The sequence below is a fragment of the Roseomonas sp. WA12 genome, from assembly GCF_054165765.1.
Genome location: NZ_CM135108.1, coordinates 3,541,405 through 3,566,261, shown reverse-complemented (window position 1 = coordinate 3,566,261; position 24,857 = coordinate 3,541,405). Strand labels below are relative to the sequence as shown.

The following is a 24,857-nucleotide window of genomic DNA, read 5'->3' as shown; positions in this document are numbered from 1 at the left end:
GCCGGGCCGAGAGGGCGGCCCGCCTTTCCGGCTGGGGAGACGGCGGTGGAGGTGGTGGGGCAGCTCGTCGCACGGGATCGGCCACGCCGAACTGTGCGCCGCATTGCGGGCATTTGGGCGATGCCAGCCACTGCCCGGGATTATGGTTGGTGCAGAAGTAGCGGACCTGCGCCTCGTGGCAGGCGTCGCACTCGCCCGGTGATGCCTGGGTGGTTCCGCAATTCGGACAGCGCAGGACAACACTGGTCACGGTCGGGCCTCCGGGGTTGGCGGCGCAGCTCTGCCGCCGTCGGCCGGCGGTTCCGGATAGAGTGCGTCGATCATCGGCGCGGGAATATGCATCCGATAGACCTGGGGCAGCGCGCCCTCGATGTGGCGTGCAAGGGTCGGCACGCGCTCGCGCGGACCGAATGCCTCACGCGGCAGGCGGCGCGACAGCGCCACGGTCGTCAGCAGCGGACGTGCGCGGTAGGCGGGAGGGATGGCGTAGCGTTCCTCAACGTGGTCATGCCCGCGGACCATATGCGTGACAGGCCGCCCGAGGCGGGTGCTGAGCTCGCAGAAGGCGGCGAAATCCTGGTAGCCGAACTGGCTTCCCCGGGAATACCGGTTGGGCAGTTTCCGCCGCGCCGTCGGGTGGGCCCGGGTCCAGGTGAAGTCCGCGAGGCAGGCCGGGTCGTTCCAGTCGCCGCTTCCGGCCAGTCGCTCGTGCAGATCGGCCAGCGGGAACCCTGCATGAGCGATCAGCAGTCCGTCGGGGAGGAAGAGCGCGCGCGGCGCCGCCGCGAAGAACCGGACAGCGGCCTTTCCCGCGCGCTCGATCCACTCGTGGTTGAGATGCGCGTTCAGGAAGTCGGCGAAGTCGGCGGGTGAGACGCTGGAGGAGAAGTGAACCCCGTCATAGGACAGGGCCTCGTCATGGTTGCCGGCAACCACGCAGATCCGTTCCGGCGCATCGAGGATGAGCTCGAACACCCGTAGGAGGACCTCCAGGCCGTAACCCTCATCGTCGAACAGATCGCCGAGGAAGACGATGCGCGGCCGCTCCGCGCCGGAGCCGGGCGTCTCCTGTGCGATCGTGGCCAGTGCCGCTTCCAGGGCCAGTAAATCGCCGTGCAGGTCTCCGATGATCCAGAATGGGCTCTCGGCATTCAGTGCCTTCACCTGGATGGCCCGATCGCCTGGGCCGGCCCGGTCACCGTCGAAGAGCAAGCCGGGTCCACCAGCCTGGTCGAGCAGGCCTTCTATGGCTTCCACGGACAGGCGCATCCGGGCACGCAGCGCGGCGGGATCAACCAATTGGCGGATTCTATCCCAGTCAAGGTCACGTAGATCCCGTGGCTCCGGTATCTGGATCTCCGCCGCGGTCGCTGCGGCGGGAATAGGGGCGGTTGGCGCTGGCTCGCCTTGTACCGGAACCTCGGCGGTCATGGGCAGAACCGTGGGCTCCGTGCCAGCCCCGGCCGTACTGGATGACGCCGGTGCCGGCGATGCGCCGGTTGCCTGTTCCGGCACTGCAGGTTCCGGGCCTGGCTCATCAGGAGCCGGCGCGGCAGGATGCTCCGGCGCCTCGGTCATCCGGCGGCGCGCAAGGTCAACGGCAGCTTGGCCACCTTCTTGGCCTCGCGGCCAACGGCGATCACGTCACCCTGGTTCAGGGGGCGGGGCGAGGTCAGGGCGCGTCCATTCACGAGGGTTTCGTTGGTGGTCGGGCCGACGGGTGCCAGCACCCACTGCCCGGCGGGCCCGCGCTCGATCACGCACTGGCGGTTGTCCCAGAACTCCGCCTCCGGACCGAACTGCCTCATCAGCACCTTGCCCAACTCCGTGCGGACCCTGATCCGCAGCGAGCGGCCATCGCCCCCCAGCAGTTCGATGCCTTCGGAAAGGAGCGGGTTCCGGGGTGGCGAAGCGGCGGGCGTGGCGGAGACGGGAGCCGGAGCAGCCTTCGGCGGCACCAGCGCCGCCGCGGGCTTACGGTCGCGGCCGCTCAGCACGGCGCGAAGCTCCTCCGCCGTGGGCCGGGCCGCCGGGTCTGGGGAGAGGCAGCGGTGCAGGGCGGCGCTGACATCGGCGTTGCGGGAAGGCTCCGGCATCATGCCCACCAGGGCCGGCGGCGCCGCTTCATAGGCCTGAACCCGCCTAGCGTATTCCCCGGGTTCGTCGGACCAGTAGGGGTGCTGCCCGGCCAGCAGCTCGTAGAGCATCAGCCCACAGGTGAAGATGTCCGATGCAGGCTGCGGGATCCCTCCCCGGACGAGATGTTCCGGCGACCGGTAGTTGTCGGTGCCGACATAGCCCTGGAAGCCGTGCCAGGGTGCCCGCTGATCCGCGAGCAGCGAGAAATCCATATCGATCAGCTTCAGCTGGTAGCCGGAGCCGATTGTCGGGTCCTTGATGAGATAGGCGTTCGCGGGCTTGAGATCGGCATGGACGATCCGCGACGCGTGCAGCGCCGCGATTCCGGCCATGAGCACCTTCGCCCAGGTCACGTGCTGCGCCCACACCGCGGGATCGCTGGTCGCCGGTGATCCCGTCCGCCGGTGCTGCTCCCGCTCCTGGTCGAGGACCTGCTGCAGGTCCGCGCCGTTCTCGACGAACTCATAGGCCTGGAAGTAGCAGCGTCCGCCCCAGGTCTCCTCGAAGGCATCGATCTGGCGGACTGCGAAATGGGCAGCCTTGCCGCTTACGACACGCGCGGAGAGCTCCTTCTGGTAGGCGACAAATGCCTTGTACCAGACGACCGTGGGAGCGGGCGACTTGTACTGCTTGAAGAAGACCTTCTGGCCTGCCGGAGCCTGCGCCGCATAGGAAATCGCCATCATCCCCGGCCCGAACACCTTGGTGATCCGGTAGCCGCGGATGATGTCGCCGACCTTGAGCTTCTTCGCCATGGCCGGGCCTCAGGCTCCGTGCACGGTCAAAGCGCCACGGTCTCGGCCGAGCGCGACACGCTTGCCGCGAGCTGCTTGAGCGTGTTCCGGAAGTTGGCGGGATCGGCGGTGAACTTCTGCAGGGCCTCCTGCGCGTTCAGGCCCTCATACTCCACCACCTCCCATTCCGACTTGTCGATCTGGCTGAGGCGATCGTAGCCCTCGAAATTAGGGGCGAAGAGGCTGAGGATGATGCGGTTGGCCATGACGACGTTCGCGACATCCTGCAGCGATCCGCCCTTGGCCTCGGGGATGCTCATCGTCTCCTTGAAGGAGGCGTCGGTGAACACGACGACGACCCGGGCGGCATCGCTCCTGTAACGCCACTTGCCGGGATCGATGCTCTGGCTTCCCTTCGGCAGCGCTTCCATCGTCGCGATCTTGTAGAGAGCGTCCAGCAACGATTCCGGCTCGTCGCCGCCGCCCACGGCTTTCAAAGCGCCGAGTTGCGACTTCAGGGCCGCCACATCCCGCACGAAAGCATTGTCCTCAAGCCAGGGAAGCCCCTCGGACACGGAACTCTCCAGGTCCCGGTAGCCGACTACCTTGGCGCGCCAGTCCTTCACCGGGGCAGCGTTGTTCGCATCGCCGCGGCTCAGGGAGTCGACGAAGGCCTCGATATTGAAGCGGAGCGCATCGATGCATGGCGCCATGCTGCCACTGACATCGACGACGAAGACGATATCCGCCACGCCTTTCGTCTTGCCCCGGGGCTGCGGAGCCTGGAGCTCCGTCGCGAGCTCCGCGACACCGGACGAGGTCTCCGATGCTGGCGCTGCATCCGCGGAGGTCTCGCCCGAGGTCGGCGAACCGTCGGACATCGCTCCACTCTCCGGGACCGTGACGGCGCCGGGCGCCGTGACGGGAACCGCCTCGGAATCCGGACCGGTAACGGGCGGGGTGGGCGAGTGCTCAGTGCCGCTCATTCATCTACTCCAAGAACAAGGCAGAACGACGGGTATTCGACCTGCGCCGGCATGTAACGGAATGGGAAGGTGGAAGTTCACCCGGCTGGCAGGCGGAAGGGCGGTCTGGTCTCCGCGAACCAATGGTGGAGGGCATCGCCGCCTCCACTTGCGGAATGAAGGGACGCGGCGTGTTGCGGGAGGCCAAGGCCTGTCGAAGGCCGTGCTGGATGCCGCCGAGCCACTCACGCCCGGGCGCCTGAAACCTTTATCGAAGGATCAGCCGCACAGTTTTGTCAGATCGAGAGCGTTCCGGGTGGCTTCGCCAAGGGCCGTGTTGTCGAAGATGCACCACCGTTCCTGCACCCCCGGCGCCGGTTCGCCCAAATGCCTTGCCACGGTCTCGATCACGTCGGGCGGGTAAGCTGAATAATAGACCTTCGGGCTGCCGTGCAGGCGATGGTAGGCGAGGCCAGGCCACCCGCCCGGCTGGGCCGCCCGGGGCACCACCGCCGGATCGGCCGCAACGCGCGCCACCTGGAATTCCGAGAGCAAGGCATCCACGGAATCGGTGAACCAGCTGGGGTGGCGAGGCTCGCAGGCGATACCGTCGTGGGAACGCTCGCGCAGCTCGGCTAAAAAACGCCGTACCGACGCGGCGTCAAAGGCCAGGCTGGGCGGAAGCTGGACGAGAAGCGGACCCAGGGCTTCGCCGAGGGCGGCGATCTCACCAAGGAAGCGCTCGAGCGGCGCAGCCGTGTCGACCAGCCGTCGGTCATGGGTGATCTCGCGCGGCACTTTCACGGCGAACCGGAAGCCGGGCGGCGCGCTGGCAGCCCATCGGGCATAGGTGGACGGCCGGTGAGGCCGGTAGAAGGAGGAGTTGATCTCCACCGCAGAAAGCTGGCCCGCATAGCGCTGGAGATGGCTGCCTTCCACAGGGAAGGCAGAGGCGCAATGCTTCGGGATGCTCCACCCGGCTGTCCCGACGAAGATACCCACGGTCTTTCTGTCTCCTACGTGCCGATGATCTGCCTCGGGCTGCTCGTCCTACATGGACGCGGTGGGGGCTGGGCTTGCAGATCGCCATGTTCGACAACGGTACCGTCCAGTGTGTGTTTCCCGAACCGCTGGCTTGACGGAAGGCTTTTCCGCCCGGAACTGGCACTGTCGGCGCGCACTGTCGCGAGCGCAAAGTACCTTGGCGCAGATCGTGGGCGAGGGGATCCGGCCCTCTTGCGGCAGGTCAGTGCATGCCGAGCTGCGCGTAGATCCGCTTCACATAGACGCCGAAGGCCTCCGTCGTCTTGATGTCCAGGCCGCGTGCGGCCGGCAGGTCGATGCTGAAGTAATCGGCCATCCGCGCCGGACCAGCGGTCAGCACCGCGCAGCGCGACCCGAGGAACACGGCTTCCTGTATGGAATGCGTGACGAAAAGGATGGTCTTGCCGCTCTCCTGCCAGATGCGCAGCATTTCCAGGTTCATCTTCTCCCGCGTCAGCGCATCCAGGGCACCGAAGGGTTCATCCATCAGGATGAGCTTCGGGTCGTGGACCAGGGCCCGGGCGATGGCGGCGCGCTGCTGCATGCCGCCGGAAAGCTGATACGGATAGCTATCCTCGAAGCCGCGCAGACCCACCATGGACAGCAGATGACGCGCCCGCTCGCGCGCCTCCTGTTTCGGCAACCCCAGGATCTCGGCCGGGAGCGTCACGTTCTCCAGGATGGTGCGCCATTTCAGCAGAAGGGCCTGCTGGAACACCATGCCCACATCGCGCCCGGGCACGAAGCCGGAAGTGGCGTTGCCGATGCGCACGACGCCGTCGCTGGCCTCATGCAGCCCGGCGAGGATCTTCAGCACCGTGGTCTTGCCGCAGCCGGAGGGACCGACGAGGGAGACGAGATCCCCCTCGTTCACCGTCATGGTGACGTCGGAAACGGCGGTGAAATCCTCGCCGTCCGTGCGATAGGTCTTGCGGACCTTGTCCAGCCTGATCAAGGGTTCCGTCACGACAGCCAGCGCTCCCGGTTCGCGGCGACGAATTCGTCGTCGGAGAACTCGGGATAAAGGCGGCAGATGCGGTCGATCGCCTCCGCTTGGCCCGGGCTCAGGCCCTCCGCCGGGTTGAGGCACCAGGTGCCCTCCAGCAACCCCTGGCGGCGCAGGATCTCGTGGCAGCCGGCGATGCAGCCATGGAAGTCGTTCGCCACATCGAAGAAGGCGGCGTTGCAGTCGGTCACGGCGGAATCCAGCGCGAGAATCTCGGGCGGGAGCGGGCCGGCTGCCACCGCGGCCTTCAAGCGTTCCAGCAATCCTACCGCGCCGCGGGTCCAGACCGACCAGTGGCCGAGAAGGCCGCCCTGGAAGCGCAGCGTCACCGCCTCGCCGTCCCGCTTCACGGTGAAGGGGGTAATGAGGTCGAGCACGATATGATCGTCATTGCCGGTGTAAAGGGTCACGCGCTCCTCGGCGCGTGCCTCTGCCAGGCCGCGCACCACGTCCAGCGTGCGGTAGCGGTTGAAGGGGGCGACCTTGACCGCGATGACGTTGTCGATGGCGCAGAACGCGCGCCAGAAATCCACGCCGAGCGGGATGCCACCGACAGAGGGTTGCAGGTAGAAGCCAACCAGCGGGATTTCCGCCGCGACGGTTCGGCAGTGCTCCAGGATCTCCTCGGGCGAGGCGCCCTTCATGGCGGCCAGGCTGAGCAGGCCGGCATGGTAGCCGAGCGAAACGGCCGTGCGCGCCTCCTGCACCGCCTGCGCCGTGCGGCCGGCAAGCCCGGCCACCATCACCATCGGCCGCTCCGTCCAGCCGCGCGCATCCTGCATCGCCGCTTCCAGCACGGGGGCGTAGAGGCCGATATCGCGGATCTCGAACTGCGTGGTGTGCACACCGACCGCGAGCCCGCCCGACCCCGCATCGACGTAGTAGCGCGTCAGGCCGCGCTGCCGGCGGCGGTCGAAGCGGCGCTGTGCGTCCAGCGCCAGCGGATGGGCGGGGATGGCGATACCCTGACGCAGCAGGGCGAGCGTCTCGGGCGGCAGCTCCGTGCGGTGCAGCGGCATGGTGGTCCTCTCAGCCCAGCTCGGGCCCCGCCACCGCCATGAGGCGGGACGGGTCCCCGAAGGGTTCGGCATGGCCCAGCGCCATGCGGGTATAGGGGCGCTCGGGGGCGAAGCCGCGGGCGCGAAGGGCATCGGCCAGTTCCGTGCAGCGATCGGCAAGGTCAACGATCACCTCGCCCCGCGCATGGGCCAGCGCGGACTGCAGCAGCGGGAGCGCCGCCGCCTCGTCGGGTGCAACCAGCGGGCCGATTTGGATCGCCCGGGCGCCGTCCCGGCCGAGAACGAAGCTGCTGCCCTCCACGAAGCCGAGCGCCGGGGCGCGCTGCATCAGTTTCTGAAGAAGCGGGGCGCGGGGAGCGCCGAACGCAGCGCTGTCCAACGACGCCAGAAGCGGCAGATCGCCCCTCGCTGCCGGGCGCGGGCCGATGGGCGCTCCGCCGCCCCCTGGGCCCCGCCAGCGTGTCAGTCCGAATTGCTCGACGAAGCCGAGGGGACGATAGATGCGCGCTCCGGCCGGCGTGGCATCAAGTACTGGGCAGAGGCCCGTCTCGGCCAGCAGGGCAAGGCCGTGGCGCAGGATCAGCGTCCCCAAGCCACGCCCGCGCATGGAGGCCGTGACGAGCACCATGCCGATCCAGGCGAAGCCACCCTCCCGGTAGGGCAGGATGGCCACGGTCGCAACCGGCCTGTCGCCGCCGATGCCGAAGACGCTGCCCTGCTCGAAGAACAGCCGCCAATCCGCGTCCACCTGGTTCCACCCGGCCTCGCGCGAGAGGGCGAGGCAGCCGGCCATGGCGGATGCGTTCAGCGCGGCAACCGCAGGGGCCTCAGTAAGCGCCATCCCGCACCTCGAAATGCGTCGGCTTGCCCAGCGCCTTGCCGCCACGCGCGACCCAATCCGCCACCCAATCGATCATCCGCGCCAGCGGCACGACGGGATAGCCGAAGAGGCGCGCCGCCTCGGCCGCGTTGTTCAGCCAGGCCGTGGGCGCTTCCTGGCCGGTGACCGTCGCGGGCTTGCCCAGCCGCTCGGCAAAGGCCTTGGCGAGCCAGCGCACAGGGATGGTCTCCGGCCCTGTCACGTTGAGCGGCGCGGCGGGCACGGTGGCGTGCGCCAGGCAGCGCAGCGCTTGGGCATTGGCGTCGCCCTGCCAGATCACGTTGACATGGCCCATCGTCACGTCGACCGGCTCGCCGCGCATCACCTTCGTCGCCACGTCGAACAGCACGCCGTAGCGCAGGTCGATCGCGTAGTTCAGGCGGAACAGGCGGCCCGGCGTGCCGTGCTGGGCGGAGAAGTGCTGGATCATCCGCTCCCGCCCGATGCAGGAGAAGGCGTACTCGCCGGGCGGATCGAGCGGGCTGTCCTCGGTGGAGCCGGGGCCGGTGACGGGCACGAAGGGGTACACGCAGCCCGTCGAGAAGGCGACGATGCGGGAGGCACGGAAGGATTCCGCTACCAGCGCCGGCACATGGGTGTTCATCGCCCAGGTCAGGGACTGGTCGCCGCTGGCGCCAAACTTCCGCCCGGCCATGAGGATGACGTTGCGCGCGCGCGGCAGCTTCTCCAGCGCGTCGCGGTCCAGCAGGTCGCAGGCGATCGTCTCGACGCCATGCCGCTCCAGCCCCTGCTGCAGCCCCGCCTCGCTGAAGCGGGCCACGCCGAAGACGCGCTTGCCCGGTGCCGCGCGGCGGGCAAGGCGGGCGAGGGTGGGGCCCATCTTCCCGCCGACGCCAAGGACCATGATGTCCCCATCCAGGGAGGCCAGGTCGGCGGCCAGCGCGCGGCTGGGGCGTGAGAGGAGCTCGTCCAGCTCGGTCTCGTCCGCGACGCGGTCGGGCAGGTCGGCGGCGTCGAGCCAGTGCTGGCTGCCGGTGGTCTCGATGGGCTTTTCGGTGTCGGGGGCGGACATGGCCTATCCCTTCCTGGCGTCCTTCGGGACGAAGCGGTGCTCGAGCCCCAGCACGAGGAGATAGAGGGCAAGGCCGAGCAGGGTGAGGATGATGACGGCCATGAACATGGACGCCGTATCGAGCGAGCTCTGCACCTGGATCATCAGATAGGCGAGGCCGCGTTCGGAGGCGACGAACTCGCCCACCACCGCGCCGGCCACCGCCAGGATTGAGGCGACCTTCATGCCGGAGAAGATGTAGGGCAGGGCGCCGGGCAATTGGATGTAGCGGAACACCTGCCAGCGCGAGCCCTTCAGCGAGTGCACGAGGTCCAGCAGATCCGGTTCCACCTCCTGCAGCCCGCGCACGGTGGTGAGCAGGATCGGGAAGAAGCACAGGCTGAAGGTGATGAGCATATTGGTGAAGATGCCGTAGCTCAGCCACACGATCATGATCGGGCCGAGCGCCACCTTCGGAATCATGTTGAGCGTGACGAGGAGCGGGAACACAAGCAGCGATAGGGTGCGCGACCAGGTGAAGAGAAGCGCGCCCGCGACGCCGAGCACAATTGCCAGCACATAGCCGCCTCCAATCTCCGCCAGGGTGACCAGCGTGTTCGACAGCCAGGCATGGTTCGGGTTGCCCAGGGTCGCTACTACTGCGCTCGGTGCGGGCAGGAGAAAGGCGGGCAGGCCTGCCATCCGTGCCAGCACCTCCCAAAGCAGGATAGCGGCGAGATGCACGAGCAGGATGATGCCCCAGCGCCGCCGCATGGCCCTGGCGGCGGCATCCCGGCGCGGGTCGCGCACAGCCATATCGGCTGCTCGGTCGGTGCTCGCCTCCGCTGTCATGCCGGACCCTTCTTCCCGAGCCGAAACGCTAGGAGGAGGGGAGGAAGCGTGTCAACCGGACAGTTGATAAGGGAAGGTCAGGGGCGGAGGGCGGCCAGGACGAATCGGATCACATGAGCCCGATGACGCGAGATAGCGGGGCGGGTGTCCAGGCGCTTGCCGAAGATGGCGGAGAGGGTCCGGTTGTTGGAGAAGAAGAAGTACGAGATGCCGGCGATGGTGATGTAGAGATCCACGGCATCCAGGTCGTCCCGGAAAAGCCCCTCTCGGGCTCCGCGGTGAAGCGTTTCCTCCACCATGCCCACCAGTGGTGAGTGCATCTGCCGCAGCCGCGCGGAGGCGCGCACATGGCGGCCGCCGTGCTGGTTCTCGTCGTTGAGGAGCGCCACGAACTCGGGATGAGTGCTGAGATAGTCGAAGGAGAAGCCGACCAGCTTTTCCATCGCCTCCCGCGGCGGCAGATCGTCCAGGTGCAGCGCCTGCTCCTCCTGGCGGATGTCGGCGTACACCGCCTCCAGCGCCACGGTGTACAGGTCCTCCTTCGTGCCGAAGTGGTGGTAGACGAGCTGCTTGTTGACCTCCGCCCGTGCCGCGATCTCGTCCACGCGCGCACCCGCAAGGCCCTTTTCCGCGAATTCGCCGATCGCGGCCTCGAGCAGGGCGCGGCGCGTGCTCTCCGGGTCCCGCCTGCCGGGTTCGCGGCGCGGGGCCGGCCGCCGGGCGGTGGCTCGGTTCGGCATGCTGGCGTCCTTACCAACCATTTGGTTGGAAAATTGTTGCGGCCCGATACTAGCGTGATAGCCTCCGCATGACAGCCCGCGGAGCCGGGCCTGGGAAGGGGATAACCGCGCATGCCCAGCGACTTCGCTGCCGTCCGGCGCCGCGGGCTTTTGCTCGCCGGCCTCGCTGCTCCTCTCGCCGCGCCGGGCGTTGCCCGTGCCCAAGCGAAGGAGAAGCTGACCTTCGTCCTCAACTGGACACCCTATGCGGATCACGCTCCCTACTACCTGGCCAAGGCGAATGGCTGGTACGATCAAGCCGGGCTGGACGTGACCATCGAGGCAGGGCGCGGCTCCGGCCTGTCCTCCCAGCGCGTGGTGGCCGGCACGGCACAGCTCGGCATCTCCGACATGGCGACCGCGCTGCTGGCCCGCGGGCGCGGTGGCAACCTCGTCGCGGTGATGACGGTTTTCGCCAATTCCCCCCAAACCTTCTACTGGCTCAAGAGCAACGGCATCGCCGGCCCGAAGGACTTTGTTGGCCGGTCCATCGGCAACCCGCCCGGCGATGCTTCCCGCATCATGTGGCCGATCTTTGCCCGCCGGGTTGGTATCGACCCCTCCTCCGTCCGCTTCGTGAACGTGGCGCCCCCCGCGAAGATCCCTTCGCTAAAGAACAAGGTGATCGATATCACCTCGGATTTCTGGAATGAGCACGACCTCAAGGTGCGTGAATTCGGCTCCGATCTCGGCTTCCAGCGCTGGATGGATCTTGGCATCAACCCCTATGGCAATTCCATTGTCGTGAATGGGGATTACCTGGCCCGGCAGCCGGAGATGGTCCGCAAGTTCGTGCAGGTGTCGCAGCGTGCCTTCGCGGCGTCGGTGGGCGATCCGCAGCCGGCAATCCGGGCGCTCTTCGCTGCGGCCTCCGGCCTCGATGACTGGACGCAGCAGCGCGTCTGGGAGCGCGTCGTCGAACTGCAGCGCGACCCCACGACGACGGGCGTGGCGCTTGGCGCCTTCAGCGCCGAACGGATGAAGGCGGATTACGAGCTGATCCAGAGCAATTTCGAAGGAGCGCAGCCCTTCGATGTGGAGAAGGCCTACACCAACGCCTTTCTCAACACCTCCGTCCGCATGACGCCGGCCTGAAGGGCGGGGCTGGACTGCCGGTATTGAGGATCAGGCGTAGCGCGTGATGGCCTGGAGGACCGGGCTGTCCTCCGCTGTGTACTGGTCCAGAATGTCGAAATGGTTGTGCCCTGGTAGCACATGCACCTCCGCGTCGTTGTCATGTCTGCGCAGATGGTGTGAGTAGCGAAAGGTCTGGTCGATCCAGTGCCAGGGCTCCCGCCCACCGGCAAAGAGATGGGCAGCGGCACGTAATCGGGGCGTGGCACGTTCGTAGTCGTGGCGCTCGACGATCTCCGGGGTGAGCTGCAGGTCCTGGTTGATCGTGGTCAGCATGGCGGGTGCCGGGTCGTAGATGCCGCTGAGCATGACCGCGGCTTGTAGGAGAGAGGACGGGAGTTCCCTCTCTGCCCAGTTCGTGGCCAGTGCCGCGGCGCAGAGATGCGCTCCTGCGGAGTGGCCGGACAGCGTGATCCTGCTCGAATTCGCGCCAGTATCGCGGACATGCCGCGCGACCCACTCGACGGCAGCAAGGGCCGAGTCCACCGTGCCGTCCAGGGTTGATCCGGGGCATAGCTCGTAGCTCGGGATGACGACGGTGAAGCCGCGCTTCACCAGTGGCGCGGCGATGAAGGCGAAGCTGTTCTTGTCGTTCGCCAGCCAATACCCGCCATGGAAGAAGATATGGACCGGGGCGTCGGGCCGCAGCGCCCGGTAGATGTCCAGCCGACGGCGGGGATGTTCGCCGTAGGGGATGTCCGCATCGCTCCGCAGGGCCAGCGCAGCGTCGTTCAAAGCGGTGCGGCGCAGCCGGTGGCTCGCGTAGTCGGGGAAGGCTTGTTGGGGATTGTACTGGAATTCGTGCTCTTCGCGGGTGAGCGTTGCCCAGGGACGTCCTGAGGTCATGTCCTGTACGTCTCCATCGGTCGGGGCGCGGGTTGGCGAGGGATTCAGCCTTACCTGCTTCGCGGGTTCGAGGTCGCGGATGCGGAGGCTGGTACCGAAGGTCCCGTTTCGGGACAGGCAGCTGGCCAAGCTGTCAGGGCGAAGCCGACCACCTTCAACAGCGTCTCGCGCGTCGCGCCATCCCGTGCCAGCGTCGACAGGCCCTGGATGACGGAGGTGACAAAGGCCGCGAGTGTGGCGGCGTCGGTATCTGGAGGAAGAAGGCCGGCCGCGACATCGGCGGCGATCTTGTCCCTCAGCGCCTGTTCGACGCCCCGGCGGATATCGGCCAGCTCCCGGCGCAGGTCGTCGGCCTCCGCCGACACGGCAATGGCCGAGCTGGCGAGAAGGCAGCCGGGCGGCGTCGTCTCGCCGGTGAAGGCCGACGCTGCGCCCTCGAGCAGCCAGCGGGCGGCCGCCTCCGCACTCTCGGCCCGCACCACCATCTCGGCGGGTGCCAAGGGCTGGGCGAGGTAGCGCGCGACCGCTTCCCGGAACAGGCCCTTCTTGTCGCCATAGGCCGCGTAGATGCTCGGCGGCGTCACGCCCATTGCCCGGGTCAACTCCGCCAGGGATGTCGCTTCGTAGCCGTGCCGCCAGAACAGGTGCATGGCTTTCTCGAGAGCGGCGTCACGGTCGAAGGAGAGGGGACGGCCGGTCTTGCGACGCGACGGGGATGCAGCCTCTTTCATAGTGCTCAATATGAAATTGTTGACGGACCGGGGCAACGGGAATACGACTTTCATATCGACTGATACGAAAGATCCCCATGCCCCTGACCGATTACCGTACCCTCGGCCGTTCCGGGCTCGCCGTCAGCCCCTTCGCGCTGGGCACGATGACCTTCGGCACGGCGCGCTGGGGTCTGGACGAGCAGGGTAGCCGCGCGGTGCTCGATTCCTATGTTGAGGCCGGAGGGAACTTCATCGACACGGCCGATGTCTATGCCGGCGGCCAGGGCGAGGCGATGATCGGCCGCTTCATCGCCAATCGGGGTCTGCGCGATCGTCTCGTGCTGGCGACCAAGTCCGGCTTTGCGACCGGGCAAGGCGCGCATGCCGGCGGCAACGGCGCCAAGCATGTTCATGCCGCTCTGGAGGGCTCGCTTCGCCGGCTGGGGACGGACGCCATCGACCTGTACTGGCTCCATGTGTGGGACGGTGTGACGCCGGCGGAGGAGTTGCTGGAGACCATGGCCGGCCTCGTGCGGGCCGGGAAGATCCGCTACTGGGGCCTGTCGAACACCCCGGCTTGGTATGCTGCCAAGCTCGCCACGATCGCTTCCCTGCGCGGCCTGCCGGGCCCGATCGCGATGCAATATTTCTACTCCCTGGTGAGCCGGGAGGTGGAGGATGAGCACATCCCGCTCGCGGCCGAGTTCGGCATGGGAATGGTGCCCTGGTCCCCCCTGGCCTACGGGCTGCTGACCGGGAAATACGACCGTGCCGTGGTGGAGGCGGCGCCGGCGCGCGGGGCCGGCCTGCCGAAGGATGCGGCAGAGGCGGGGGAGCAGCGGCCGGCCGAGGACAAGCGGCTGGACGGCGCCAATCCGTTCGGAGACAGCCTCTTCACCCCGCGCAACTGGAGCATCGTGGACGCGGTGCGCCTGGTGGCAGACGAGATCGGCCAGACACCGGCGCGCGTGGCCCTGGCCTGGGTCGTCAGCCGTCCGGGCGTGGACTCGACCTTGATGGGGGTGAGCCGGGCGGCCCAGGTGGCCGACAACGTCGCGGCGCTCGACCTCGTTCTGTCGGCAGAGCACCTCGCCGTCCTCGATGCAGCCAGCGCGCCCGCCGAGCCGCGCCTGATCTACGGGCTGTCCCGGCCGGCTCTGCGGCAGCATGTCGTGTTCGGCGGTAGCACGGTCCGGGCATTCGCGGAGGGGCCCGCTTCGCGGAGCTGAGAGGGCTGGCAACGCAGAACCAGCCAGTCATCAGGGCTGCCTCCCGCCTGGTTGGTCGCTGCCGCTGGCGATTATGCCCGGGTAACCAAAGAGGGTAGTGTCCAGCGCGGCGACACCGGCCCTCCGGCAGGGACGGTGCGCCGCAGCGCCGGGCAATCACCTTGCCCCTGCACACCGTCCGCCTGGTGACCGCTGCGCCGGCTGGAGTGCCCAACCCATGCGAGAGTGCTGCTTTTGATCGAACAGTACGGCTGGTCCGATGCGTTGCGGCTTGCCTTCGAGCCGCATGCGTGCGCCGGCCACATCCCCGGCCGCATCATCGTCCAGCAGCGCGAGGCGCCTCTGGTGGTGACGGATGGCGGCACCCTCAGCGCCAGACTCTCCGGCCGCCTGCGGCATGAGGCGCGGGAGGCAGGCCATCCGGCCGCCGGCGACTGGGTAGCCCTGTCCGCAAACGCCGCGGAAGGCACGGCCACCATTCATGCCGTGCTGCCTCGGCGCACGGCCTTCGTGCGCCGTGCGGCCGATAGCGTGCAGACGCTGCAGGTCATCGCCGCCAATATCGACGTTGTCTTCGTCGTCACCTCGATGAACGCCGACCTCAATCCGCGCCGGCTCGAGCGCTTCCTCGCGGCGGCCTGGCAGAGCGGTGCGCGGCCGGTGGTGGTGCTGACCAAGGCCGACCTGTCCGAGGACCCCGAGAGCCAGGCCGCCGAGATCGCCACCCTCGCCGCGGGCTGCCCGGTGCTGACCGTTTCGGCGCGGCAGGGCCTGGGGCTGGACGGGCTGATGGACCACCTCTCGCCGGGCCAGACCTGCGTGCTGATCGGCTCATCGGGCGTCGGCAAATCCACCCTGGTGAACGCCCTGCTGGGCGAGGAGCGAATGGCGACCCAGGAGATCCGCGCGGCGGATGCGAGGGGACGCCACACCACCAGCCACCGCCACCTCGTTCTGCTGCCTGGCGGAGGGCTGATCCTCGATACGCCCGGGATACGCGAAGTGGGCCTGATCGACGCGGATGCGGGCCTTAGCACGGCCTTCGACGACATCGAGCAACTGGCCAGGAACTGCCGCTTCAGCGACTGCGGGCACAGCACCGAGCCGGGCTGCGCGATCCGTGGCGCGATCGACGAGGGCCTCCTCGACGCCAAGCGTTGGGAGCACTTCCAGAAACTGAGTCGGGAACTCGCGGCCCTGGCACTGGCGAAGGATCGGGTGGGTCAGGAGATCGAGCGCCGTCGCTCGGCCGGGCAGCAGAAGGCGTATCGCTCGACGAAGAAGGACCTTCGAGACGAGCGCTCATAAGTTCTCTGGGCAGGGAGGGGTGTATGAGCCTGCCACCCCCAGGATCACGCCGCGCGCAGACGCCATAACGAAGTCGTCTCGTTCAGCCTTGCGGTGTGCAGCGGGTCGTTGACGTCGGAAGCCTTGCCGTGGCGCGGCCGGGTGTCGAGCCGCCCGATGACCGCCAGCCCGGCCGTCTCGATCATTCCCATCAGCTGCTCGCGGCTGCGGAGGCCGAGATGTTCCGCGAGGTCGGAAAGGATCAGCCAGCCCTCTCCGCCCGGCAACAGATTCGCCGCCAGCCCGCCCAGGAAGCCGCGCAGCATCCGGCTGTCCGGATCATACACCGCCTGCTCCAGTGTTGAGGACGCCTTGCCCGGCAACCAGGGCGGATTGCACACCGCCAGCGAGGCGCGCCCCGGCGGGAACAGGTCGGCCTCCTGTACCGTGACCTGCCCGGACAGGCCCAGCCGTTCGATATTGGCGCGCGCGCAGGCCAAGGCCCGCGGCGACAGGTCGGAGGCGAGGATGGCCGGCACGCCGCGGCGGGCCAGGATGGCCGCCAGCACGCCGGTGCCGGTTCCGATGTCGAAGGCCGTCTCGCCCGCCGGCAGCGGCGCCTGCGCCACCAGGTCGAGATACTCTCCGCGGATCGGCGAGAACACGCCGAAATCCGGGTGAATGGTCGCGCCGCCCAGTGCCGCGATCGGTACACCCTTTCGGTGCCATTCAAGGGCACCCACCATGCCCTGCAGCTCGCGCAGGGGGACCACGCCGTCGCCCGCTGCGGTGCCGAGCGCGTGGTGTAGGGCCTCACTCAGATCCGGGGCGCGCCGGAGGGGAATGGCCTGGGCCGCGTCAACGGGAATCAGAAGCATACCGAGGATGCGCGCCCGATGCGCCTGGCCTTGCCGGTAGCGGTAGAAGCGCTCGCGCATGGGCATGCCGTCCGGCAGTCGGTTGCGGGCCGCGCTCCTGTCGAGACGGCGGGCCAGCGCTTGCAGCAGCTGGCGGGCATTCTGGAAATCGCCGCGCCACAGCAGCCCCACGCCCTCGCAGGCCAGAGGAAAGGCATCGTCGGCACGCAGCGTGTCATCGACGGCTCTGATGCGCTGGGGAGGAAGGGCGCCCGACCCGGATAGCCAGGCAGCCTCGAAGGGGGTGGTGCCTTCGGTCCACTCCACGCGGGGCACACTCATGGGCACTGCGGCGCGCACAATGCGCTGAAGGTGGAAGAACGAGGCATTGGCAGCATCTCTCGCAGCGGGAAGCGCATCTAGCGCGATTTGGCCCGCGCCGACCGGATTGCCGCCCTGACCTGGGCAGTTTCTTCCGTGATGGCAGGCAGAGAGGCGCTTCGTGTCAGGGAACGGGATCAGAATACCACGTCCCAGGCCGGATCGACTGGGCCCGGCTGGCGAGACACCAGACCGACCCCATGCCGGGCCACAGGTGCTGGCCTGCTTTTCTCAGGCGGTGGTGGAGAGCGCGCGCCGGTACATCTCCGGATCGACATTCGCGCCCGTGAGCGCCACGGCCACGACGCGATCCCGGACAGGCAGGCGTCCGGACAGGGCGGCCGCGAACGCGACGGCACCGCCCGGCTCCACCACCAGCCCGAACTCCTCGAAACCCACGCGCATGGCCGCGAGCGCCTCGGCATCGCTCACCACCAGGCCCCCTCCGAGGCGCGGGGCGTTGATCGAGAAGGTCAGGGCACCCGGCATCGGTGCCAGCACGGCATCGCAGATCGAACTCGCCCCGGGTGCGTTGCCCAGCCTCGTCCCGGCCACGAGGCTGCGGGCGGTGTCATCGAAGCCCTCGGGCTCCACGGCGAAAACCCGCGCGGCGGGTAGAACCGCCTCCCAGGCCAGGGCGCAGCCGGCCGTCAGGCCTCCGCCGGCGCAGCACACCAGAAGCGCCTCCGGTACCGCCCCCATCGCCTCCGCCTGCCGCGCCACCTCCAGCCCGAGCGTCGCCGCCCCGGCGATCACGCGCCGGTCGTCATAGGGGGGCACCAGGATCAGCCCGCGCTCCGCCGCCAGCCTCCGCCCCAGCGCCTCGCGGTCCTCGGTGGCGCGGTCATAGAGCACCACCTCCGCGCCCCATCCCCGCGTCCGCTCGATCTTGGCCGCGGGGGCGTCCGCCGGCATGGCGATGACCACTGTGCCGATGCCCAGGCGCTGTCCGGCCCAGGCCACGGCTTGGGCATGGTTGCCGGAGGAAAAGGCGACCACGCCGCGGGCGCGCTCATCGGGGGCCAGCAGCGCGAGGCGATTCCAGGCACCGCGCGCCTTGAAGCTGCCGGTTCGCTGCAGCCCTTCCGCCTTGACCAGCAGGCGCCCACCGAGCCGCGCATTCAGGCGCTCGCTTTCCAGCAGCGGCGTTTCGACCAGAACGCCGTGGATACGGGCGGCGGCTTCCTGGATGTCCTGGAAGGAGGGCGCGGTCAGGTGCCAGGGGATGGGAGCGGTGTCGTTCATGGCCGCAACTTGAAAGCCGTCGGGAGCTGAGGCAATCGAAGCATTGTCGCAGAGACAATGACGGGACGATGAGCAAGGGCGCGCAGGACATCGCCACGATCCTGGAGACGGAGATCCGGGAGGGTGGACTCCTGCCGGGCACGCGGCTGCCCACGCACCGGGACCTGGCCTTCCAACACGGCGTGGCGCTCAACACGGCATCGCGCGCCATGCGCCTGCTCGAGGAGCGCGGCCTGGTGGTGGGCGAGGTGGGGCGCGGCAGCTTCGTCCGCGCGCCCGGACATATCGATGCGGCGTCCTTCCGGATCGAGGAGGCCGCGTCGGACGTCGTCGATCTATCCCGCAACGTGATGCCCCTGCCGGGCCTGGCGGACCGGTTCGAGCGAGCGGCCCGCCTCGTCCTGCGTCGGGAGCGGGCGGCGGTCGCCGACTACCAGCCCCATGCTGGCCGGGCGGCAGACCGGGCGGCCGGGGCCGCCTGGATGTCCCGACGCGGCCTGCCCGACGACCCCTCCCGCGTCGTCATCTGCGCGGGCGCGCAGCACGCCGTCACCGTCGCCCTCATGGCCAACACCCGGCCCGGCGACACAATCGCGGTGGAGGCATTGAGCTGGCCGGGCATCCGGGCCAGCGCGGCGGCCCTGGGGCTGGAGGTGCTGCCCGTCCCGATGGACGGGGAGGGGCTGCGCCCGCGCGCGCTGCTGCGGCTGGCCCTGCGGCACCGGATCGCCGCGCTCTACTGCATGCCGTCCCTGCAGAACCCCACGGCCGTGACGATGCCCGCGCGGCGGCGCGAGGTGGTGGCTGCGATCGCCCGGCGCCTCGATTTCCGCATCATCGAGGACGATGCCTACGGCTTCCTGACCGAGGGCGACCCGCCTGTTCCGCCCCTCGCGGCCCTTGCCCCGGAACGGAGCTGGCATCTCCGCTCCACCTCCAAAGGCTTCACCCCCGGCCTGCGGGCGGCCTGGATGCTCGTGCCACCAGGGCGGGAGGAGCAGGCCGCGAACCTGATCCGCGCCACTATCTGGACCGCGCCGCCGCTGGGTGCCGCGATCGCCTCCCTCTGGGTCGGGGATGGCACCGCCGCCCTCCTTGAGGCCGAGAAGCGCCATGAGGCCCGGTTGCGACAGGCGCTCGCCGCGCGCCTGCTGCCGCTTCGCGCATCACCCTCCGCCCATCCGGCATCCATGCATCTCTGGCTCGCCCTGCCGCGGGGGATGGCGGCGCAGGAACTGATGCAGCGGGCGGCCGTTCTCGGCGTGCGGATCACGCCAGGGGGTGCCTTTGGCGTCGGCAGCGCGCCGAACAGCATACGCCTTGCCCTGGGCGCCCCCGTGAACCGTGACGAGCTGGAAAGGGCATTGCGCGTCCTTGCTGAGGCCCTTTCAGCTTAGAAAGCACCGCCGCCAGCGAAGACGGGCCTCAGAGCCCCCGCGGCTTCCAGGCGCTGGGTCCCCGCATCCCCGATCTCGCATGGGGCCGATCTGCCCTAGCCCCGAAGCCGCTTGTCGTCGGCTCTCGGGAACCAGGGGGACGGCAGGCTGGGCGAGGCTGGCTGGGCCGAGGACGAGGCCGACGGATGGATCACGGCGAGCTTGATGGCCTGCACACGCCGCAGCTCCGCGGACAGGCGGTCCAGCTCGTCCGCCTCCGCACCTTCACGAAGGGCCGCCTTGAAGGTGTCCAGCGCGGCCCTGATCGGGTCGTCATACTCGGGGGAGTAGGACGCCCACCAGGGCTCGACGCAGACAGGGGTCGGGTGCAGCGGAACCCTGACGCCCCGGCGCTTGGCTTCGGACAGCAGCACGTCCCGCCGTGACGTCAGGAGGGCGAGGTTGACCACCGGAAGGTCTCGGTCACGCGCCGACTGCAGAGCGTCGAAGGCGTCCCGGATCGCCGCAATCAGGGCGTCGTCGGAGAGAATGCGGGGGCTCATCCGGCCAAGCTGCCACAGACGCCGGAGGCTGGGGCATCGCATTCGCGTGGGCTAAAAACGTGGATTACGCCGATTGACCGACGGGGCTGCTGCCACGGGTCTTTATCTTCCCGCCGTCCCGCGCTGGCACAACTGCAAGCGACGGCGGCGCGTTGAATGCGCTCAACTCCGAGGCACTGATGATACGGCCCGCGGCTTTCCTCGCTTTCTCCGCTCTGCTCGTGGCCGCACCTGCCGTCGCGCAGCCCGCAACCACTCCCGATCCCTCTGGCCAGGCCAGGCGCGGCCAGACCTCGGTCTTCGCGCCAAACTCGGCCGGTCGCCGCATGGCGGATGGCGGCCGCGTCGAACTCAACTCGGACTCCGCCGCGAGCGACACGCTGCCGCTCGGCACGACGGCCCGGGTGCGGAATCTTCGCACCGGCCGTGTGGCGATGGTGCGCGTGCGTGACCGGCTCCCTGCGTCGGGCAATCGCATCCTCAGCGTCGCCCCGAAAGTCGCGACCTTCCTCGGGATGGGGACGGCTGGCGTTGCCGAGGTCGAGGTCGCACCGCTCGCCGTCCCCCAGCGGGATGGCAGCGTTCGCCTGGGTTCCGGGACTGCCCTCCGCGGGCGCCGGGCCTATGTGACCGACGCGGCGCGCTGAAACCCGGCAGGCTGGCCGTCCAGCCTGGTCGGGCTTCCTCTCAGGCTGCCTTGGCGGCTGCCCGTGCGGCGAGCTTCTCTTCCTCGGTCCATACTTTGCGTTCGCGCTTCTCCTGCGGCTTGATCTCCTTGACCGGCCCACCGCCGAGCACGGGCGGGCGCATGGTGGAGTTCCGCGCCGCTTCGGAGTGCCAGGGGTGGTCGGCCTGCACAGTCAGGGCGCGCCCGATCTCCCGCTCCACATCGCGCAACCAGGCACGCTGCTCGGCATCGCAGAGCGTGATGGCGAAGCCGCTGCGCCCCGCGCGGCCGGTGCGGCCAATGCGGTGGACGTAGCTTTCCGGCAGGCTCGGCAGGTCGTGGTTGAAGACATGCGTCACGGTGTCCACGTCGATGCCGCGCGCCGCGATGTCGGTCGCCACCAGGACCTGCACGGTGCCGGCGCGGAAGGCGTCCAGCGCTCGCTCCCGCTGGCCCTGCGACTTGTTGCCATGCAGAGCCTCGGCAGCGATGCCCGCCTCGGTAATGAAGGCGCAAACCTCGTTGGCAATCGTCTTCTGCAGCGTGAAGACGACGGCCTGGCCGATCCCCGGCGTGCGAAGCAGCGAGAGCAGCGCCGCCTTCTTATCGGCCGCATCGACGAACATGACCAACTGCTCGATCCGCTCGACGGTGGTCGAGGGCGGGGCGATCTCGACCTTCGCGGGATCACGCAGCAGGCTCTCGGCAAGGGAGGCGATGGATTTTGGCATTGTGGCCGAGAACAGCAGGGTGTGCCGGTCCTTCGGCAGCCTTGCGACGATGCGCTCGATCGGCTTCGCGAAGCCCATGTCCAGCATCTGGTCGGCCTCATCCAGCACCAGCGCCTCGAGCTGCGACAGGTCGCAGAGGCCCTGGCTGATCAGGTCCAGCAGCCGCCCGGGCGTGGCCACGACGATGTCCACACCGGTGCTGAGCGCATTGACTTGGTGGAACTGGCTGACGCCGCCAAAGATCGTCGTCACGCTGGGCTGCAGATGGCGGCCGAAGCTCTCGAAGCCATCCGCGATCTGGGATGCCAGCTCGCGCGTGGGCGCGAGGACCAGGACGCGGGCGCCGCCCTTGGGTGCCGGGCGGGGGGCAGCGGCCAGGCGGTGCAGCAGGGGCAGGGCGAAAGCCGCGGTCTTGCCGGTGCCGGTCTGGGCCATGCCCAGCAGGTCGCGGCCTTCCAGCAGCATCGGGATCGATTGCGCCTGGATCGGCGTGGGGTGGGCATACCCTTCCTCGGCCAGTGCGCGCAGCAGGGCCGGCGCCAGGGAGAGGTCGGCAAAGGTGATGGGCATGGGCAAGCGGCGCCTCCGGCGCTGGGTAAGGCTGCGCCTGTTCGGGCTTCGCTGATCGGGAGGGCGGTTCTTATGAGCGATGCTGCACTGCGTCAACGCGGGTTGAAGGGCAGCTCGGTGCTGCTGAAGGCGCGGCCGTTGACCCCTCCTGCCCCGCATGGCAGGCCGGGTGCATGCCCAAGCTCCAGGCCGCCCAGATCCCGGTCACGCCCTTCCAGCAGAACTGCGCCCTAATTTGGGATGCCGAAACCGGGCGCGGCACGGTGATCGACCCGGGCGGCGATGTGCCGCGCATCCTCGCCGCACTGGACAGGGCTGGGTTCAAGGTCGATCGCATCCTGCTCACCCATGGCCATTTGGACCATGCCGGCGGCGCGGCCGAGCTGAAGCGCGCGCTGGAAGCGCGGCAGGAGGAGGTTGTGCCGATCGAGGGGCCTGACCGACGCGACGCCTTCCTCCTGGAAGGCCTGGCAGAGCAGGGCGCGCGGTTCGGCATCGAGGGGATGGAGAATGTGACCCCGGACCGTTGGCTGGCGGAGGGCGAGACGGTCTCTATCGCCGGGCAGGACTTCGCCGTGCTGCACTGCCCCGGGCACACGCCCGGTCACCTGGCCTTTACCTCGACGGCCCTGGGCCTTGCGGTAGTGGGGGACGTGGTCTTCCGCGGCTCGGTCGGGCGGACCGACTTCCCCTATGGCGACCATGCTGCGCTGATCACGGCCATCAAGGACAAGCTGCTGCCGCTGGGTGATGAGATCCGCTTTCTCTGCGGCCACGGGCCGGGCTCCACCTTTGGCGAGGAGCGCCTGTCCAATCCCTTCCTTAACGGCCGGGGCTGACCGCCTGGCACGCGGCAGCAGGTGATCCGCCGCCCGCATGACCCCTGAAGGGCATGCAGTGATTCTAGCGGGACACGAACCCGGTTTCGGTCAGCCGCATGCGCGACAGGTCGAGCCCCATCCCGGCGGCACCCTGGGCCGCGGCGGTAGCGATGGCGCGCCGTTCCTCCGGCCGCCGCGCCTGCTCGACCATGCCATCCAGCAGCATCGTCTGGATTAGCAGCGCCTCGGCAAGGGCCTGCCGGCCCGCGTTGTCGGCATTGGCCAGTGATGGCGTCGTTGCCATTGCCCGCATCACCTGGGCGCGCACGGCCTGCATGGTGGCTCGGCTCGGCGTCGGATTGGTGCCCTGGGTGGCTTGCCAGGCCGCAACCCACCACAGCGCATAGGCATCCGCCAGGTCGTCCAGCCTGAGGCCAAGCGGCGCGATGGCGGCGCCGATCCGCTCGATGATGACGCCGCTGGCGAAGAGCTGCGCCAGGCGCTCGGCGCCGGCCGGGTCGGCCGACCGCGAACGCGCGACGAACTGGGCGAGATTGGCGCGCCTCCGTGCCGCATCCGGTGTGTAGCGCAGGTTGGCGGAAACCGGGCTGGCACCTGGGTTCGCGCCCGGGGCTGGGCGCGCATCGCGCTGAATATGCTGTCTGAGCGCAAGGCCGAGGACATCCGTGCCGGCCATCGAGGGGAGGACGCTGCTCCACCCAAGATTCTGCGCTGCTGCCGCCCCGCCGGCGAGCGTAGCGACCGCCAGAGCCAGCGCCGAAAGCATCATGCGTCCCATGCTTGCCCTCTCGACTAGACTCCTGTGTCCCGCGCAAGGCCGGGAACCGCAAGCAACACCCGCGGCACCACCATCTTTTCGCACACAGCCGCTGCCAGCCGATTTTGTGTCAGCCTTGATGCAGAGTGCAGGCGCTGACGCAACAGCCACATCATCCGGCAAAACGTGCTGCCTAGGGTCGCTTCCGACAGATAGGAGCACCCCACACCGTGTTGTTCAGCCCTTCCGGTCTTCCTCGCCTCGCGCGGCCGCTGTTCCTCCTGGCCCCACTCCTTGCTGCGTCTCCGGCCTTCGCTCAACAAGGTGCGGGCTCCGATCCAGTGACCGGGTGGTCCGGCTTCCTCGGGCTCGGCCCGGCCATGGTGCCGGAGTATGCAGGAGCAGATTCGACCAAGATCGCCCCGTTCCTGCTGGGCGATGTGAATTACGGCCCGTACTTCCTCCAGCTTCGCGGACTGACGCTTCGGGCCAACGTCGTGCCGTCACGCCACTTCGTCGCGGGGCCGCTGATCCGAATCAACTCGGGCCGCGACAGCGATGTGGACAGTGACCGCGTTGCCCGAATGCGCGAGATCGACACAGCCATCGAGGCCGGTGGCTTCATGGGTGTTCGCCTTGGTGGAGATGCCCGCGGGCAGGGCCAGGTGGAGCTGTCCCTTGCCGCTACGGGATCAAAGAGCGGCTTTCTTGGCACGGCCGGAATCTCCTATGCCGCGCTGCGCGGGCGCAGCATCTTCGTGAACCTCGATGCCGAGGTGAACTTCGCCAATGGCGAGTACACGCGCACCTATTTCGGCGTCACGCAGTCGGAGGCCGTACAATCCGGGGTGCAAGCCTATAGGCCGGGTGGCGGATTGCGGGATGCAGGGCTTGGCCTCACCGCCGGCTACCAATTCAACGCGCACTGGGGCCTGACCGGACGGCTGGCTTACAGTCGCCTCCTGGGGGATGCCGCCGATAGCCCGATCGTCACTGGGGAAGGCTCCAGGAACCAGCTGATGGGCGGTCTCGCCGTATCCTACCGGTTCTGAAAGCGCTCGCGACGAGCAAAGGCCGCGGGACGAGGCTCTCAGCGAAGGCGAGGCCGTTCGCCCGCAGCGAAACCCAGCCCTGACATCTTCATCCCGTGCCTGCGCCGCAGACCCGCTCGATGAGCGCATGCCGCGCACGAAGCCAATGATGTCGGCCCGCCGATACGATCGGCCCCT

At 68.6% G+C, this 24,857-nt stretch carries 24 protein-coding genes; 7 read left to right on the top strand and 17 right to left on the bottom strand.

What is annotated here, in order from left to right; genetic code table 11:
* Positions 1-246: 246 nt before the first annotated feature.
* The 10 genes from ACVBD7_RS17010 to ACVBD7_RS16965 form a co-directional block, all read right to left on the bottom strand.
* Positions 247-1,578 (bottom strand): metallophosphoesterase, encoded by a 1,332-nt coding sequence (locus ACVBD7_RS17010; RefSeq protein WP_458094421.1) that lies wholly within the window; start codon positions 1,576-1,578, stop codon positions 247-249.
* On the bottom strand, positions 1,575-2,894 hold the full coding sequence (locus tag ACVBD7_RS17005) for a serine/threonine protein kinase (protein WP_458094420.1): 1,320 nt from the start codon (positions 2,892-2,894) through the stop codon (positions 1,575-1,577). The genes ACVBD7_RS17010 and ACVBD7_RS17005 overlap by 4 nt, the downstream gene beginning before the upstream one ends.
* Before the next feature lie 26 nt (positions 2,895-2,920).
* Positions 2,921-3,859 (bottom strand): hypothetical protein, encoded by a 939-nt coding sequence (locus tag ACVBD7_RS17000; RefSeq protein ID WP_458094419.1) that lies wholly within the window; start codon positions 3,857-3,859, stop codon positions 2,921-2,923.
* 258 nt (positions 3,860-4,117) lie between these two features.
* Positions 4,118-4,777 carry a DUF72 domain-containing protein gene (locus ACVBD7_RS16995; protein WP_458094418.1) on the bottom strand — a complete coding sequence of 220 codons (660 nt, stop codon included), beginning with the start codon at positions 4,775-4,777 and terminating at the stop codon, positions 4,118-4,120.
* 307 nt (positions 4,778-5,084) lie between these two features.
* Complete coding sequence (locus ACVBD7_RS16990) at positions 5,085-5,849, bottom strand: ABC transporter ATP-binding protein (protein ID WP_458094417.1); 765 nt, start codon at positions 5,847-5,849, stop codon at positions 5,085-5,087.
* Positions 5,846-6,907, bottom strand: a complete 1,062-nt coding sequence (locus ACVBD7_RS16985) for a dihydrodipicolinate synthase family protein (RefSeq protein ID WP_458094416.1) — start codon at positions 6,905-6,907, stop codon at positions 5,846-5,848. The genes ACVBD7_RS16990 and ACVBD7_RS16985 overlap by 4 nt, the downstream gene beginning before the upstream one ends.
* Before the next feature lie 10 nt (positions 6,908-6,917).
* On the bottom strand, positions 6,918-7,748 hold the full coding sequence (locus ACVBD7_RS16980) for a GNAT family N-acetyltransferase (protein ID WP_458094415.1): 831 nt from the start codon (positions 7,746-7,748) through the stop codon (positions 6,918-6,920).
* A complete protein-coding gene (locus tag ACVBD7_RS16975; RefSeq protein ID WP_458094414.1) occupies positions 7,735-8,820 on the bottom strand; it encodes an NAD-dependent epimerase/dehydratase family protein in 1,086 nt (361 codons plus the stop codon). Before ACVBD7_RS16975 ends, ACVBD7_RS16980 begins: the two co-directional genes overlap by 14 nt.
* Before the next feature lie 3 nt (positions 8,821-8,823).
* A complete protein-coding gene (locus ACVBD7_RS16970) occupies positions 8,824-9,651 on the bottom strand; it encodes an ABC transporter permease (protein ID WP_458094413.1) in 828 nt (275 codons plus the stop codon).
* A 77-nt stretch (positions 9,652-9,728) separates the two neighbouring features.
* Positions 9,729-10,391: a TetR/AcrR family transcriptional regulator gene (locus ACVBD7_RS16965; protein WP_458094412.1), complete on the bottom strand. Its 663-nt coding sequence runs from the start codon at positions 10,389-10,391 to the stop codon at positions 9,729-9,731.
* Between the two features lie 111 nt (positions 10,392-10,502).
* On the opposite strand from ACVBD7_RS16965, the gene ACVBD7_RS16960 reads away from it, so the two are divergent.
* The gene (locus ACVBD7_RS16960) at positions 10,503-11,525 is read left to right on the top strand and encodes an ABC transporter substrate-binding protein (protein ID WP_458094411.1); all 1,023 of its coding nucleotides are present in this window, start codon (positions 10,503-10,505) and stop codon (positions 11,523-11,525) included.
* A gap of 30 nt (positions 11,526-11,555) precedes the next feature.
* Here the strand turns inward: ACVBD7_RS16960 and ACVBD7_RS16955 are convergent, their stop codons facing one another.
* Together ACVBD7_RS16955 and ACVBD7_RS16950 are read right to left on the bottom strand one after the other, a co-directional pair.
* Positions 11,556-12,410 (bottom strand): alpha/beta hydrolase, encoded by an 855-nt coding sequence (locus ACVBD7_RS16955; RefSeq protein ID WP_458094410.1) that lies wholly within the window; start codon positions 12,408-12,410, stop codon positions 11,556-11,558.
* Between the two features lie 50 nt (positions 12,411-12,460).
* Positions 12,461-13,060, bottom strand: a complete 600-nt coding sequence (locus ACVBD7_RS16950) for a TetR/AcrR family transcriptional regulator (protein ID WP_458094409.1) — start codon at positions 13,058-13,060, stop codon at positions 12,461-12,463.
* 158 nt (positions 13,061-13,218) lie between these two features.
* Here ACVBD7_RS16950 and ACVBD7_RS16945 point away from each other — a divergent pair, with 158 nt between their 5' ends.
* Positions 13,219-14,352, top strand: a complete 1,134-nt coding sequence (locus ACVBD7_RS16945) for an aldo/keto reductase (RefSeq protein WP_458094408.1) — start codon at positions 13,219-13,221, stop codon at positions 14,350-14,352.
* Between the two features lie 225 nt (positions 14,353-14,577).
* On the top strand, positions 14,578-15,660 hold the full coding sequence (rsgA, locus tag ACVBD7_RS16940) for a ribosome small subunit-dependent GTPase A (RefSeq protein ID WP_458094407.1): 1,083 nt from the start codon (positions 14,578-14,580) through the stop codon (positions 15,658-15,660).
* A 44-nt stretch (positions 15,661-15,704) separates the two neighbouring features.
* Here rsgA and ACVBD7_RS16935 read toward each other — a convergent pair whose 3' ends face one another.
* Positions 15,705-16,838 carry a methyltransferase gene (locus ACVBD7_RS16935; protein ID WP_458094406.1) on the bottom strand — a complete coding sequence of 378 codons (1,134 nt, stop codon included), beginning with the start codon at positions 16,836-16,838 and terminating at the stop codon, positions 15,705-15,707.
* Between the two features lie 270 nt (positions 16,839-17,108).
* On the bottom strand, positions 17,109-18,122 hold the full coding sequence (locus tag ACVBD7_RS16930) for a threonine ammonia-lyase (RefSeq protein WP_458094405.1): 1,014 nt from the start codon (positions 18,120-18,122) through the stop codon (positions 17,109-17,111).
* Positions 18,123-18,190: 68 nt separating this feature from the next.
* Here ACVBD7_RS16930 and ACVBD7_RS16925 point away from each other — a divergent pair, with 68 nt between their 5' ends.
* Positions 18,191-19,519, top strand: a complete 1,329-nt coding sequence (locus ACVBD7_RS16925) for an aminotransferase-like domain-containing protein (RefSeq protein WP_458094404.1) — start codon at positions 18,191-18,193, stop codon at positions 19,517-19,519.
* A gap of 95 nt (positions 19,520-19,614) precedes the next feature.
* Here the strand turns inward: ACVBD7_RS16925 and ACVBD7_RS16920 are convergent, their stop codons facing one another.
* Entirely contained in the window at positions 19,615-20,061 is a 447-nt protein-coding gene (locus ACVBD7_RS16920) for a hypothetical protein (RefSeq protein WP_458094403.1), read from the bottom strand.
* A 179-nt stretch (positions 20,062-20,240) separates the two neighbouring features.
* Between ACVBD7_RS16920 and ACVBD7_RS16915 the strand changes: the two genes are divergently transcribed.
* Positions 20,241-20,708 carry a septal ring lytic transglycosylase RlpA family protein gene (locus ACVBD7_RS16915; RefSeq protein WP_458094402.1) on the top strand — a complete coding sequence of 156 codons (468 nt, stop codon included), beginning with the start codon at positions 20,241-20,243 and terminating at the stop codon, positions 20,706-20,708.
* Between the two features lie 40 nt (positions 20,709-20,748).
* On the opposite strand, the gene ACVBD7_RS16910 is transcribed toward ACVBD7_RS16915, so the two are convergent.
* A complete protein-coding gene (locus ACVBD7_RS16910; protein ID WP_458097717.1) occupies positions 20,749-22,029 on the bottom strand; it encodes a DEAD/DEAH box helicase in 1,281 nt (426 codons plus the stop codon).
* Positions 22,030-22,202: 173 nt separating this feature from the next.
* Between ACVBD7_RS16910 and ACVBD7_RS16905 the strand changes: the two genes are divergently transcribed.
* Positions 22,203-22,868, top strand: coding sequence for an MBL fold metallo-hydrolase (locus ACVBD7_RS16905; RefSeq protein WP_458094401.1), 666 nt, complete (start codon positions 22,203-22,205; stop codon positions 22,866-22,868).
* Between the two features lie 64 nt (positions 22,869-22,932).
* Here ACVBD7_RS16905 and ACVBD7_RS16900 read toward each other — a convergent pair whose 3' ends face one another.
* Positions 22,933-23,649, bottom strand: coding sequence for a DUF6683 family protein (locus tag ACVBD7_RS16900; protein ID WP_458094400.1), 717 nt, complete (start codon positions 23,647-23,649; stop codon positions 22,933-22,935).
* A gap of 320 nt (positions 23,650-23,969) precedes the next feature.
* On the opposite strand from ACVBD7_RS16900, the gene ACVBD7_RS16895 reads away from it, so the two are divergent.
* Positions 23,970-24,680, top strand: coding sequence for a MipA/OmpV family protein (locus tag ACVBD7_RS16895; RefSeq protein WP_458094399.1), 711 nt, complete (start codon positions 23,970-23,972; stop codon positions 24,678-24,680).
* Positions 24,681-24,857: the final 177 nt, after the last annotated feature.